The organism is Arthrobacter sp. AIWTK1, assembly GCF_056680535.1.
On record NZ_CM155287.1, the window covers coordinates 4446572 to 4459512 of the forward strand.

At 66.5% G+C, this 12941-nt stretch carries 10 protein-coding genes; 4 read left to right on the forward strand and 6 right to left on the reverse strand.

Annotated features, from left to right (window positions below; genetic code table 11):
* Positions 1-84: 84 nt before the first annotated feature.
* A protein-coding gene (locus tag AC1MDG_RS20370) for an IS3 family transposase (protein WP_479805279.1) occupies positions 85-1298 on the reverse strand; the annotation gives its coding sequence in 2 pieces (ribosomal slippage) (positions 85-1037 and positions 1037-1298; 1215 coding nt in all).
* Positions 1299-1658: 360 nt separating this feature from the next.
* On the opposite strand from AC1MDG_RS20370, the gene AC1MDG_RS20375 reads away from it, so the two are divergent.
* Complete coding sequence (locus AC1MDG_RS20375; RefSeq protein WP_479806440.1) at positions 1659-2153, forward strand: FBP domain-containing protein; 495 nt, start codon at positions 1659-1661, stop codon at positions 2151-2153.
* Between the two features lie 29 nt (positions 2154-2182).
* Here the strand turns inward: AC1MDG_RS20375 and AC1MDG_RS20380 are convergent, their stop codons facing one another.
* The 4 genes from AC1MDG_RS20380 to AC1MDG_RS20395 form a co-directional block, all read right to left on the reverse strand.
* Entirely contained in the window at positions 2183-2920 is a 738-nt protein-coding gene (locus AC1MDG_RS20380) for a hypothetical protein (RefSeq protein ID WP_479806442.1), read from the reverse strand.
* Between the two features lie 119 nt (positions 2921-3039).
* Positions 3040-6519, reverse strand: coding sequence for an ATP-binding protein (locus tag AC1MDG_RS20385; protein ID WP_479806444.1), 3480 nt, complete (start codon positions 6517-6519; stop codon positions 3040-3042).
* Positions 6516-7385 (reverse strand): DUF4194 domain-containing protein, encoded by an 870-nt coding sequence (locus AC1MDG_RS20390; RefSeq protein ID WP_479806446.1) that lies wholly within the window; start codon positions 7383-7385, stop codon positions 6516-6518. The genes AC1MDG_RS20385 and AC1MDG_RS20390 overlap by 4 nt, the downstream gene beginning before the upstream one ends.
* Before the next feature lie 2 nt (positions 7386-7387).
* Positions 7388-8836: a DUF3375 family protein gene (locus tag AC1MDG_RS20395; protein WP_479806448.1), complete on the reverse strand. Its 1449-nt coding sequence runs from the start codon at positions 8834-8836 to the stop codon at positions 7388-7390.
* A gap of 304 nt (positions 8837-9140) precedes the next feature.
* Here AC1MDG_RS20395 and AC1MDG_RS20400 point away from each other — a divergent pair, with 304 nt between their 5' ends.
* The 3 genes from AC1MDG_RS20400 to AC1MDG_RS20410 all read left to right on the forward strand — a co-directional run bounded on the left by AC1MDG_RS20400 (position 9141) and on the right by AC1MDG_RS20410 (position 12481).
* Entirely contained in the window at positions 9141-9443 is a 303-nt protein-coding gene (locus tag AC1MDG_RS20400) for a hypothetical protein (protein ID WP_479809151.1), read from the forward strand.
* 64 nt (positions 9444-9507) lie between these two features.
* Positions 9508-11493 (forward strand): acyl-CoA dehydrogenase family protein, encoded by a 1986-nt coding sequence (locus tag AC1MDG_RS20405; protein WP_479806450.1) that lies wholly within the window; start codon positions 9508-9510, stop codon positions 11491-11493.
* Between the two features lie 157 nt (positions 11494-11650).
* The gene (locus AC1MDG_RS20410; protein WP_479806452.1) at positions 11651-12481 is read left to right on the forward strand and encodes a TIGR04086 family membrane protein; all 831 of its coding nucleotides are present in this window, start codon (positions 11651-11653) and stop codon (positions 12479-12481) included.
* Here the strand turns inward: AC1MDG_RS20410 and AC1MDG_RS20415 are convergent.
* Positions 12478-12894 carry a YchJ family protein gene (locus tag AC1MDG_RS20415; protein ID WP_479806454.1) on the reverse strand — a complete coding sequence of 139 codons (417 nt, stop codon included), beginning with the start codon at positions 12892-12894 and terminating at the stop codon, positions 12478-12480. The genes AC1MDG_RS20410 and AC1MDG_RS20415 overlap by 4 nt on opposite strands.
* Positions 12895-12941: the final 47 nt, after the last annotated feature.

Sequence of the window (12941 nt, forward strand, 5' to 3'; positions counted from 1 at the left end):
ATAGGGACACTCTCACATCCCGCCGGGGCCTGCATTGCCGACGTGCGCTCGTCAAGTTTTTGAGACAGTTCTCGTTGTTGTTGTTTAGGCGGCCAGGGGTTCCTGAACGGTGCTTTGGTAAGCGGTGTGGGCTGTTACGGGTGGTGCGCCGCCGGCCCGGCGGTTGGGTCGCCGGCGGTTGTACCAGCCCTCGATGTAGTCCATCACAGCGCTCCGGGCGGCGAGCCTGGAACCGAAGCGCTTGTGGTGGTAGAACTCGGTTTTGAGGTGTGAGAAGAAGTTCTCGGCGACCGCGTTGTCCCAGCACACCCCGACCTTGCCCATGGACTGAGTGACCGCGTTAGTGCCGCACCATTGCTGGAATTCGTCAGAGGTGTACTGGGTGCCGCGGTCGGAGTGGAAGACCACAGAATTCTCGGCGAAGCGGCCGTGGTTCCGGGCCATCCGCAGGGCCGCGGTGCACAGGCTCGCACGCATGTGTCCGGCCATGGCCCAGCCAATCACCATGCCGGAGAACAGATCGATGACGGTGGCCAGGTAGAGCCAGCCCTCACCGGTGCGCAGGTAGGTGATATCGCCGACCAGACGGGTCCCGGGCATGGTGGAGGTGAAGTCGCGTTTGCCCGTGGCATCGAGCATGTGGTTCTCGATGTGGGCGGTCTTGGCCTGCTGGTCCTGGACCGTGGTCTGCTTCCAGGCCTGAGTTCGGATGGCACGCAGGCCGGTCTCGCGCATGATGGCCCCAACGGTTGGGGCGGAGACCTTGGTCCCGGCGGCGTTCAGCAGCAGGGTCAGCTGGTCCCGGCCGGCACGGCCTTCCTCCTTCGTGTAGAGGTTGGTGACCGCGGCGGTCAGATCCTCATGCCGCACCGCGCGTGGTGAGGGCCCGGCGGGGTTGCGCCACCGGTAGAACGAGGCCCGGGAAACCTTCAACGCCCGGCACAGCCACACCACCGAATGGTTGGCCTTCTCCGCTTCGATGAACTCGTAGAAGTCCTCTACTTTTGCTTCGCGGCAAAGAAGGCGCTGACTTTTCCCAGGAACTCGACCTCGGCCTTCAGCCTGGCGTTTTCGGCCAAGGCCTTTTGGTGCTCTTCCCAGGCAACCGGGCCCCTGTCCTCGGGCGGGACAGGAGCGTTTGGTTGACGTTCCCGATGCCGGTGAAGCCAGTTCCCCAGCGTGCTTTCCTTCACCCCGATCTCTTCGGCGACCTGCTTCACCGAACGGTTCGTGGACAAAACCAGCCGCACTGCTTCCTCACGGAAAGCGGCATCATATTTTCTTCTGGGCGTGGTCATCTGAAGTGAAGCTCCCATCAAGCTGTCTCAGAAAACCATACGACCGCAGACGCCCTTCGAATTTGGGAGGATGGCGGAGCGGGCGCTAGCGTCCGGCAATCGGGCGGCTTGGATCGGGCCGCCCGCGGAACGAGGGGAATGAGCATGCCGAAGACCGTCGAGGTCATCGCAGCCGCGGGAAGCGGGGCGGCCGGAATGGCCTGCTTTGCGGCCAAAGCGACGTCAGCATTCCCGCACCGGACCCGCCTCTAGCCGTCCGGCAGGTACTTTCCTTCCTTGGGCCTCCGGTGTGCCCGGATTCAGCTGACAAGAGACCGCTAATCCCCTTGCGGGGCCCTACGTTGTCGAAAGCTCATTGTCATGCAAAAAATCACCGCCCAGCAGATCCGTTCATCCTTCATCAACGCCAGCCGCTCAGAGACGGCCAAGCTCACCCTGCCCCGGGAGTTCGACACCCTGGACTGGGACAGCCTGGACTTCTTGGGGTGGCGGGACGCCAAGATGCCGCTCCGCGGCTACCTCGTGGTCCCGGTTCCAAGGGGGTTGACGGGCATCATGCTCCGCGCACCCGAGGGCGGAGCCAAGAAGAGCCGGTCCGTTCTGTGCGAACTGTGCCGCGACGTGTTCTCGAAGGACGACGTCCTGTTGTGGGTTGCCAAACGTGCCGGCCAGTCAGGCCGAAACGGCAACACCATAGGGACGCTGATCTGCGCCGACTTCCTGTGCAGCGGGAACGTGCGCGTGGAACCGCCGGCCAATGAGATCAATCCGGACCCTGCCGCCGTCGTTCTTCGGCAAATCGACGGACTGGTGGCGCGGACGGAACTGTTCCTCAACCGGGTCCAAGGACGCTAAACCGGGTGCGACGGGGCAGGCGCGACAAGTCAGCTGTACGAAATGCTCAACAACAGCGCTTTGAGTGCCTGCCCCTCGGCCCCTGCCAGCCAGGACTTGGCCGCCTCATCGCTGTCGAACGGCTTCTCGATGAACCGGACATCGGCCACCAGGACCTCGTCCCCGATGCGGATGATCCCGTCAACCCGGGAGTCCTCCCCGTTCGCGGGCGTCCCGGCCGTCAGGTGCATGCGGTACGCCGGGTTGCCATCCATCCGGTCCGCGTAGAAGGAGTAGTGGGCGGCGGGAGCAAGCTGCTGGCTGAGGCCCGGGACGGGTTCAGACTCGAAGACGGTTCGGTTTACCGGGTGGCGCACAGCATCGGCCATCTGGCCGGAATACACCGTGACCTGCTCCGTGCCGCTCGCGTCGAAGACGGTCGCCGTGCGGGACAGCGAAGGCTCCCCCGCCCCGGTGAACAGTTCCACCCTCCAGTCGGCCGGGTACCTGAACGACAGGCGCCCGTCCGGGAACGTATACGTCGCGACGTCGGCAGGGCCGGGAGCGGACGACGACGGGCGGCCGCCGTCCGTCGTCGGGGCAGCCGTCGTCGGGGCAGCCGTCGTCGGGGCAGCCGTGGCGGTGGCTGATGCCGCGCCCGCCGGCCCCGACGGCGTTCCGACACTCGACGGAGACGGCCCGTCGGAGGAGGCCGCGGGGGTGCCTGCACCGCAGCCGGCCAGGGTGAGGGCGGCGGCGGTTGCAAGGGCGGCGCCCTTCCATATCACCCGTAATAAATCCATCGATTGGTTATACTCCGCCACGATCAGGCTGCGGCGGGCGGGAGTGAGAGAGCGTCCGCCAAAAACCGCCGGAAGTGAGAGAGCGTCCGGGTGGGCGGCCGGGGTCAGCGCAGTACGATGTCCACCGGGTTCGCCTCGGACCTCCACTGGCCCTCGGCACCGGGCCTCGGGCCGATCACAGGAGCAGTGAGCACACCGGAGCGGTTGGTGCGCTTGTCCCGCAGGATCTCCGTGACGGAGCCCAGGTGCCGGGACAGGTCGATGACGTTCTCCGGCGCGGCAAGGAGCAGCTGGAAGCCGAATTCGTGCAACGCCTTGATGCCCGCGCCGGCGAATTCCTCCGAGGCAAGGACAAATGCCTCGTCCATCATCACCGTGCCGTACGTGGTGAAGCCCTGCTCCGCGATGCCCAGCTGGTAGCTCAGCGCCGCCGCCATGATGAACGCCGTGAACCGCTGCCGCTCGCCGCCGGACATGGAACCCGTATCCGCGTGCATGAATACGTCGGTCCGCTTGCCCCGGCCCTTTCCGTTCGACGGCGTTCCCGTCACTTCGCGGTGCTCCTTGCACTGGATGAACAGGTGCCCGCGCACATCCAGCACTTCGGCCCGCCAGCGCCGGTCCTCCGGAGTCTGCGACCCCAGCCGCTTCACCAGCGTTTCCAGCGACTTGTAGCGGTTGGTGAGCTCGGCGTCGTCGTCCGCTTCCGAACCGGAAGCCGGTGCACCGGCCGCGCGCGAGGGCCGCACATGCCGGATCCTCAACGCATTCTGGATGGCGTCCTTGAACTGCTTCGCGGTGGGCGGCAGAGTCTGTTTGATGTCGAGTTCCAGGAAGCTGCCCTCATGAAAATTGACCTCGGACAGGATGCCGTTCAGGGGCAGGATGCGGCTGGTGATGGACCGGCGTTCCTCATCCAGCAGGTGCAGCAGGGTGCTGAACGATTCGTGCGTGCGCTGGTTGAAGAACTGCCGGAACTCGGCCTCCTGCGCCGGCAGGCCGTCGCTGACAATCGCGTGGTACCGGGCTTCGAACTCCCCGGCGGCGCCGATCGAGGTGCCGTGGTCCGCGGAGATGGCCGTGCCCCATTCGCGGACGAATCCTTCGAAGATGCGGGTGAGGCGCTCCGAGGTGGCCTGCCCGCGGGACTCCGCAGCATGCAGTTCAGCGAGGAGCCGGGTCCGGACCTGGTTGGCCAGGTTGTCCAGCTCATGCATTTCCGTGACGTCGCCAACGCCGCCGAAGTCGGCACAATATTGTTCCAGCGCGGCAACGGTGGCGTCCGACGGCGGAGCCTGGCGCAGGCGGGTGCGCGCCGCTTCCAGCAGCGAATCCGCTGCGGTGAGCTGCTGATCCAGCGCCTTGTATTCGCTCTGCAGGACCGCTGCGGCCTCGGTGCTGGACTGGTGCTTCTGCCGGGCCGCCTCGATGTTGGCACGCAACGGCTCCAGGTCGGCCTGGGCGGCGAGGGCATCCTTGAGGCGCTGCTCGATTTTGCCGAGCTCGTCCTCCGCCACAGCCGCGGAAACCTGTTCCCAGGGCCGGTGGTCTTCGGCGATCCGGCGCAGGGCCTCCAGCTGGCGGGTCATCCCCTGGTGCGACTCTTCGCGGCTTTGCGCGAGTTCGGCGGCTTTGGCCAGTTCCTGCTGCAGGTCCTCCACCTGCGCGGCAACGAGTTCGAGCTTCGACGCGTTGTCGAAGCCGAGGACGTAGTCCTGCCTGCTGGTGAAGCGGTCGTCTTTCTCCACCGTGTGGCGGTTGCGTTTGACCACGCCGCCCAGGCTCAGGCCCTTGTCCAGCGCAGCCAGTTCGTCCGGGTCCTCGACGCACGGGTAGGCGAAGTCGACGGCGATCCGCTCGCGGATCCACTGCCCGGCGTCGGCCACCGGCCCGGCGGTGAGGATGTCCAGCTTGGACAGCAGATCGCCGTCGGCCACGTCTTCAACGGCCAGCGCACCGCCGGCGAGCGGCTTGGACACGTCCACCGCACGGAGCGCGCCGCGGACGGAGTTGTCGTTCAGGTAGCGGGTGACTGCGGCGAAGTGCTCGCCGGGTACCAGCAGCGTGGTGGCCAGATTCCGCAGCGCGCGTTCGGCGGCAGGCCGCCATTGCTCCTGCCCATCGGCGAGGTCGATCAGTTCGCCGCCGAACGGCATCTGATCCTCCGGCACGCCGGTTGCCGCCGCGATGGCGGCCCGGTTTTCAATGCTCGACGGCGGGAGCAGGGACTTGCGCGTCTTCAGCGAGACGAGTTCCTGCTGGGCCGCCGCCAGCTCACGTTTCTTCGTGGCGTGGCCGTCGAACGCCTCGAAGCGCAGCTCTTTGAGCGACTCGGAGTCGTCCTGCAGTTCGGCCGAGCGGTCGGCGGCGTGGGTGTGCGCCTGCTCCCAGCCCTCGGCCGTCCACTCGAGGTCAAGGCCGGCATCCGCCAGCGCCTGCCGTGCCGCCTGCTCCACCTGCTGGCGGAGCTTGAGTCCCACCCGGGCGTTCTCCAGCGACTGCTCAATCGCGGAGATCGCGTTGCCGCCCTGGTTGTTGTAGTCCGCCTCCAGCTGGCGCAGGTCCTTGGCCAGGCCGTCCCGGACCGCGCGCTCCGCGGCAAGCTCCCTGGCCTTGGCCTGGGCGAGGTCCTTGTAGCGGGCCAGGGTCTTTTCGTGGACCGTGACCGCGAGCTGCTGCTTGTACGCATCAAACTCTTCACCGGCGAGCTCCCGCAGGCGGTTCGCATCCAGCAGGGACTGCGCGTATTCCTTGTTCAAGCCGGGCACCGGAGCCAGCTGGTCGCGCTGCTGCCGCACGTCCTCCAGCCGCTGCCGGATGGACATCAGGTTGCTGAATTCCTCGACGACGTCGTCCGCCGCAGACAGCGTTGCGGGCGCATCAAGCACCTGGTCCCGGAAGAACGTGTTCACGCTGCCGCCGAGGCCCTTGCCGGCCTGGATGACGCGGAGCAGCGGCAGGGCCTGGTCCGAATTGATCCCGAGCAGCCTGCGGAACCTCTCCGCAAACGCCTTGTGCACATCGAAGACCTGCGCGTCCGGAAAGATCGCGTCCAGCGCAGCCTTGGTGAAGCGCTTCTCGGCGATGCCCTCGATCGCGGCAAGGTCCAGCGGTTTGTTGTCGATCAGGTAGTACCGGCCGACGCTCGACTCCGTGCCGTTCTTCGGCAGGTCGAAGAGCGCCGACACCGTCACTTTCGTGCCGGCCGCGTTATCGAACGTCAGGGCGACGGCGGACCAGGTAGCACCGGGGCGCTGGAAGGCGCTGGCCGACCCCTCGCCAACGGCCTTGTCGCCCACCTTGCCGCGCATGTAGGTGAATGTGGTTCTCTTGTCCTCCACGGCACCGGAGCGCTGAGCGGCGGCCTCGTTGGAGCGCGGCCGCGCATCGAACACCCGCAGCATGGCGTCAAACAGCGTGGACTTGCCGACGCCGGAATTGCCGGTCAGCAGGGTGCCGTCGCGGTCCACGTGCATCGTGTGGGCGCCATGGAACGTGCCCCAGTTAACCACCTGGACCAGGGCCAGGCGCATCTGGCCGGGGTTGGTGAGCTCGCCCATGGGCAGCATGGTTGCGATGCTCACTTGCTGTCCTCCGCGTCGTCGTCAGTGTCGTCGTCATCCGTTTCGACAGGCTCAACCACCGGATTAGCGTCAAGCTCAATGAGCGCTTCCGTTCCGGTGGGGTCTGCTGTTGCCGCCACCAGGGCCTCGATATGGGCCGGGATGTCGCCGATGTTTTCGAAGGGGAGGGCCAGCGGCAGGGCGTTGGAGATGGTGTAAACGTCCTCGAGGCCGGTGGTGATGAGGAGCTGGCGGGCCAGGAGCTTGGTGATGGCGCGGTTGACGACGTCGGAGTCGCGCAGGGCGTCCTGCTGGCCGGAGGGCTGGTAGTGGGCCACCAGCTCGGCGATTTCTTCCTTCGTGATCGTGGGATCCGTCTGGGCCGTAACGTGGCGGTCCAGCAGGAGCCGCAGGCGCAGCAGCAAGATGGTTTCCACCCGGCTGAGCGCACGCTGCTGGCGCAGGATGCTGGAGCGGGTGCTGCCTCCGATGGCTTCAGGGTCCACCGGGCGCAGCACTGCCACCTTGCGTTCGTGGTCCAGCTGGAGCGTCAGGAACAGCTCGGACAGCCGGCTCCGCAGGATCAGCTGGTTGTCCAGCAGCGTGGTCCAGAGTTTCTCGTCCCGGCCGCCATCAACATAGGGGCCTTTCAGCAGCTTCACCAGTGCCTGGCGGACCTTCATCGGGAGGACGCCGGTGTCCCCGGGGAACAGCGCGGCGCCGTCCACGAAAGTGTCCCGCGGAGTCACCGTAAAGGGCTCGGCGTGGATGTGTCCGGGGGCGGAGGGGACCTCCGGGGTCTCGACGGGCTCGACCACCGGCACTTCGGGATCAGCGACGGCGGCATCCGCCGTCGCTGCACTCGTAGTGTTTGAAAACTCAGTCATCGTCAATCCTTTGTGAGGGTGACCACCGGCAGGAATGCCTTGCGGGTGGTTCCGTCTATTTGTTCGAAGTCGATGGCGTCCCAGCCGGCGCGGTCGAAGCCGGCCCCGTCGTGCAGGGCGTGGGACAGCAGCGCGCGGATGGAGTTGATGTGGCGTTCCTCCGGCGGAAGCTGCTCCCAGGCCTCCGGGAGCGTGGCGGCCCCGGCGAGCGCGGCGCGGATGGCTGCCGGGTTGGCCTTGCCGGTGCGCGGCGAGCGCACCCGGTCCGAGTCGCTGAAGGCGATGGGGTCGGCGAGCTTCGGGGGCGCCGCGAACTCGTCGGGGTCGAAAAGCTTGACCATGGACAAGGACTCGAAGCCTGCGTTGAAGAGCACCGGTCCGGGCACCAGGCCGGGGCGTTCCCGCTCATAAGGCAGCGAGCGGATGGCCTGTTCAGCTTCCCGGAGCACCTTCCGCAGCCGCACGGACTGGCGGAAATCGTCGCTCTGGACATAGGTGTTGAGGCTTTCGCTGAGCTTGCCGTAGATCCGCTGGATCTGGCTATGCTGCGTTCGGAGCTCGGCCACCAGGTTCTTCAGCGTCTCGCGGTCGTCGTGGCTGAGGTCGTCCGCGAACTGACGGCTGAGCACCTCGCCGATCGCCGACCGGAACCGCAGCTGCTGCTGGGGATCCTCCAGGAATGCCGTGAAGGACCGGAATGTCCTGCCTTCAGGACTCTGCCGCAGCCGCTTGTCCGCCTCCAGCACCTGCGCCATGGTGGCACCTTTGCTGAGCGATTCCTCGATGATCTGGTTGCGGAGTTCGCCCACCAGCTCTTCGATCCGGTCACGCATCTTCTTGTAGTCCGCGGGCAGGCTGGCGGCGAGGTCGAGGATGTTTCCGGCGGCCTCCACTGCTTCGTCGTCGTCCAGCAGCCCGTCGAAGTCGCCGGAGCTGATGTCCTGGATGAGCTGCTGGCGCTCCTCGATCTCGTCCTCGAGCGACTCAAGCCGGGCACTCTGGTCCGGGTTGGTCTCGTTGGCGAGCTTTTCGACGTCACCGAGCAGCGTCCCCAGGCGGGAACCGTTCAGGGTGGAGCGTTCGCTGGAAAGGCTGTCCAGGAAAGCCAGGACGCGGGCGGCGGGTTCGGTGATTTCGTAGACGATCTGCCCCGACTGGTTACGGCGGGTCAGGAAATTCTTACGGGTCCATTCGTCCCCGAAGGATTTCCCGTTGGCCATTCCGCCCAGTCCGGGGTCCTGGCGGCGGAGCTGTTCAAGGAAGGCGTCGACGTCGGCATGGAACTCTTCCAGCGGAAGCTGCGGACGGGTGCGGGTGAAGGAAGCCTGCAGGACGGCGATGACCCACGGCGCGGACCGCGTGAGCGCCCAGGCCGGCCCTTTGGTGAGGAGTTCGAGGTCCCGGAGCCGGGCGCTGATCGCGTCCGCGGAGGACGGGGCGGATCGGGACACGCACTCTCCTTCAGCTGCCACGGGACTCGTCGGGCAGCGGAAAACCCGAAAACTGCCAACTACAAGGTTAACGCAGTGCCCCGGGCAGCAGCTCCGGCATGGTGTCCGGCCCGCCGGCAACCCGTGACTCCTGTTACGCCTGTTACTGGTGGGGTTTAAGTGACCGCACCGTGACCTACGCTCCGGTAGCATTTCGATCGCGCATCAACCCTCGCGCCACGGCGTGATGAGTCTGGCTGACCGCGCCGCCCGCACCCTACGCTCGTGCTACTCGATCCATCAGGCAATGACGCAGGGGGAAACCATGCAGTTCGATCTCAGCGCAGTTGAAACAGGCACTTTCGTATTCATCGGAACTCTTATGTTCGGGATGCTGATCGTGGGTTTCATGATGACGGCCGGCTTCCTGGCCATGGTGCTCGTGGGAGTGGGCCGGCTCGCCTGGTTCATCGTTGCCGGCACCCTGCTGGGATTGGTCCACGGCATCAACCACCTGTGGGACCGGATGGTGCACCACGCCTCCACAGTGGAACTCCCCAGCGACTTTCAAGGGCAGCCTGCCCCTAGCACGGGAACTTACCCGCGGGTAGCATTGAGGGACAGCTGAAGGGTTCTCCACCCGAGGCGGACCCAGGGCTCGAGCCGGCCACCCCGGTTAGAGGAGATGCCCCGTGAGCTCTGCCACTGACAGTCCAGCCGCCGATGTTCCCGTCGCCCCCGACAAGATCGGACCGGAGGCCACCGAGGCGGATGCCCGGGCCATTACGGAGGCCGCCCGGGAAACCTCCTGGGACCGGCCCAGCTTCGCCAAGGGTTTGTACCTCGGCAGCTTCGATCTCTCGCTGATCCATCCCTGGCCCGAGGCCAGGGCCGAGGACGTGGAACGCGGCGACGAGTTCATGGCCCGCCTCACCGCCTACTGCAGGACCATGTCCGGCCGCCTGATCGAGCGGGACGCCAAAATCCCGGACGAGTACCTCGCCGGCCTGGCCGAGCTGGGCGTCTTCGGCATGAAGATCCCGCGCGAATATGGCGGCCTGGGCCTGTCCCTCGTGTACTACGGCCGCGCGCTGGCCCTGCTGGGCTCGGTGCACCCGAGCCTCGGTGCGCTGCTGTCCGCACACCAGTCCATCGGCGTCCCTGAGCCTGTCAAGGTGTTCGGCACTGCGGAGCAGAAGCAGGAGTACCTTCCCCGCTGCGCCGCCGGCGCCATCACGGCGTTCCTGCTGACGGAGCCCGACGTCGGGAGCGACCCCGCCCGGATGGGCAGCACCGCAGTTCCCACGGACGACGGCGACGCTTACGTTTTGGACGGCGTGAAACTGTGGACCACCAACGGCGTGATCGCCGAACTGGTGGTGGTCATGGCCGTGGTCCCGGAGCACAGGGATTCCGACGGCACGGTCCACAAGGGCGGCATCAGCGCCTTCGTGGTGGAAATGGACTCCCCCGGCATCACGGTGGAAAACCGCAATGCCTTTATGGGGCTCCGCGGCATCGAAAACGGGGTGACGCGATTCCACCAGGTGCGGGTACCCGCGGCAAACCGGCTCGGGCGGGAGGGCCAGGGCCTGAAGATCGCCCTCACCACCCTCAACACCGGACGGCTGTCCATCCCGGCCCTCTGTGTGGCATCCGGCCGGTGGAGCCTGAAGATCGCCCGCGAATGGTCCAACGCACGCACGCAGTGGGGGCGGCCGGTAGGCAAGCACGAAGCCGTGGGCAAGAAGATCGCTTTCATCGCCGCCAGCGCCTTCGCCCTGGACGCCGTGTTCGAGCTGTCCGCCGAGATGGCCGATGCCGGCCAGAAGGATGTCCGGATCGAGGCCGCCCTGGCCAAGCTCTGGTCCACGGAGATCAGCTGCCGGATAGCTGACGAGCTGGTGCAGATCCGCGGCGGACGCGGCTTCGAGACGGCGGACTCTCTGGAGGCGCGGGGCGAGCGCGCCGTGCCGGCCGAACAGCAGCTCCGGGACCTCCGGATCAACCGGATCTTCGAGGGTTCCTCGGAAATCATGAAGCTCCTGATTGCCCGTGAGGCCGTGGATGCGCACCTCGCCGCCGCCGGGGACCTTGCTTCCGCGGATGCCAGCCTGCAGGACAAGGCGCGGGCGGCCGTCGGCGCTTCAGGCTTCTACGCGAGGTGGCTGCCCAAACTGGTGGCGGGCGCGGGGATGGATCCGCGGTCCTACACGGAGTTCGGCCGGCTGGCCAAGCAGTTGCGTTTCGTGGAGCGCTCCTCCCGGCGGCTGGCCCGCCAGACGTTTTACGGAATGGGCCGGTGGCAGGCAAAACTGGAGCACAAGCAGGCGTTCCTGGGCCGGATCGTGGACATCGGCGCGGAGCTGTTTGCGATGGCGGCATGCTGTTCGCGGGCTGAAGGCATGCTCCACACTGCGCCGGAGCGGGCCGCCACTGCCTATGAACTCGCCGAGGCCTACTGCGAACAGGCGCGGGTTCGCGTGGACGAGTACTTCGACCAGCTGTGGCGGAACACGGACGACGCCGACCGCGACCTTACGGAAAAGGTGCTCGCCGGCGACTACACATGGCTGGAAGCAGGCGTCCTGGACCAGTCCGAAGGCACCGGGCCATGGATCGCGGACGCGTCCCCGCGGCCGTCCGTGAAGGAGAACATGCACCGCAAATACCGCTGATTCACGCTGATTTCCGCCCCGCCGGAGATACTAAGCATCCTTGCTACCACCGGCAGGCCGTGGTTAGGTGGTGATAAGAGCACCATGCATGTCTCCGCATAGCGGTGGCCGGCCCAAACAATGGGCCCGGTTCAATCGATGAAAGCGAGAACGCCTGATGAGCAGCACAGCAGGACCCGAAGACAGACAGCCGCGCCGCGCCCGTGTCGACCGTACAGACGGCCTCGACGCGAGCCACGCAGACCGGAACGGGGTGGAAGGCAGGCTGGAGGGCCGCCGCAGCTACGCTGACGCTCCGCGTACCAGCGGCGATTACGACGCCGGCACGGACCACGACGCCGACACCCGCGCCTACGCGGTGCCTCCGACGTCCGAGCCCGTTGTGGCCGCTGACCCCCATGCTGCCACCCGCGAGACTGTGGTTGCCCGCGAGAAGGAGCAGTTCGGCGGCATCAAGGTCGGGTCCGCATTCTTTGGCTGGCTGGCCGCGACGGGAACGGCCGTCTTGCTGACGGCCCTCGTTGCAGCGGCCGGAACAGCAGTGGGGCTCGCCACCAGCACGGACGTCAACGAGGCCGTGAACCAGGCCTCCGGCGACCAGACCGTGGGGCTGGTGGGGATCATTGTGCTGCTGGTCATCCTCTTTGTGGCTTACTACTGCGGCGGTTACGTGGCCGGCCGGATGGCGCGCTTCAACGGCGCCAAACAGGGGTTCATGGTGTGGGTCTGGGCCGTGATCTTCGCAATACTTGTTGCGCTGCTGGCCATGATCGCCGGTGGACGCTTCAACATCCTCGCCAACCTGAACAGCTTCCCGCGGATCCCCGTCAATGAAGGGCAGCTGACCACCTCCGGCATTATCGCCGCCGTCGTGGTCGCTGTGGTCGCACTGATTGGGGCCGTGGTGGGCGGCATGGCCGGCATGCGGTTCCACCGCAAGGTGGACCGGGCCGGGTTCACCCCCGTTGAAGCGGACGCTGACCGCTAGGGCACAACCTCGTCCAGGTAGTACCAACGGCGGTCAACACGCAGGAACCGGCTGGTTTCGTGGTGGACGCCCCGCTCGCCGTCGTGCCGGAAGTGGGCCCTGAACTCGACGGTCCCTTCCGAATCCAGCGGTCCGCCGCGGAACGTGGAAACAACGTCCAGCCGGCGCCATTCGATGGCCGGATCCAGTTTGAGTTCCGCGGGCCGGGTATCCGGATGCCAGGTTCGGAGGAGGTAGGCGGCATCGTGCACCACGAACGCGCTGTACCGGGAGCGCATCAGCTGTTCCGCCGTGGGGGCATCGGCGTCACCGCGGTGGAACCGGCCGCAGCAGTCCGCGTACTGCTCACCGGACAGGCAGGGGCAGTTTCCGGGGTGGGGCACGGCGGTCCTTTCAGGCTGACTGAGGGGCATCAAATGACTGTCTCCGACTATATGCCCGGACCGGGGCGGAACCGGCC

What these genes read in the sequence shown, in the direction of transcription:
- AC1MDG_RS20375 (WP_479806440.1), top strand. Translation starts at nt 1,659, where the DNA reads ATGCAAAAAATCACCGCCCAGCAGATCCGTTCATCCTTCATCAACGCC.
- AC1MDG_RS20390 (WP_479806446.1), bottom strand. Translation starts at nt 7,385, where the DNA reads ATGACTGAGTTTTCAAACACTACGAGTGCAGCGACGGCGGATGCCGCC.
- AC1MDG_RS20400 (WP_479809151.1), top strand. Translation starts at nt 9,141, where the DNA reads ATGCAGTTCGATCTCAGCGCAGTTGAAACAGGCACTTTCGTATTCATC.
- AC1MDG_RS20410 (WP_479806452.1), top strand. Translation starts at nt 11,651, where the DNA reads ATGAGCAGCACAGCAGGACCCGAAGACAGACAGCCGCGCCGCGCCCGT.
- AC1MDG_RS20415 (WP_479806454.1), bottom strand. Translation starts at nt 12,894, where the DNA reads ATGCCCCTCAGTCAGCCTGAAAGGACCGCCGTGCCCCACCCCGGAAAC.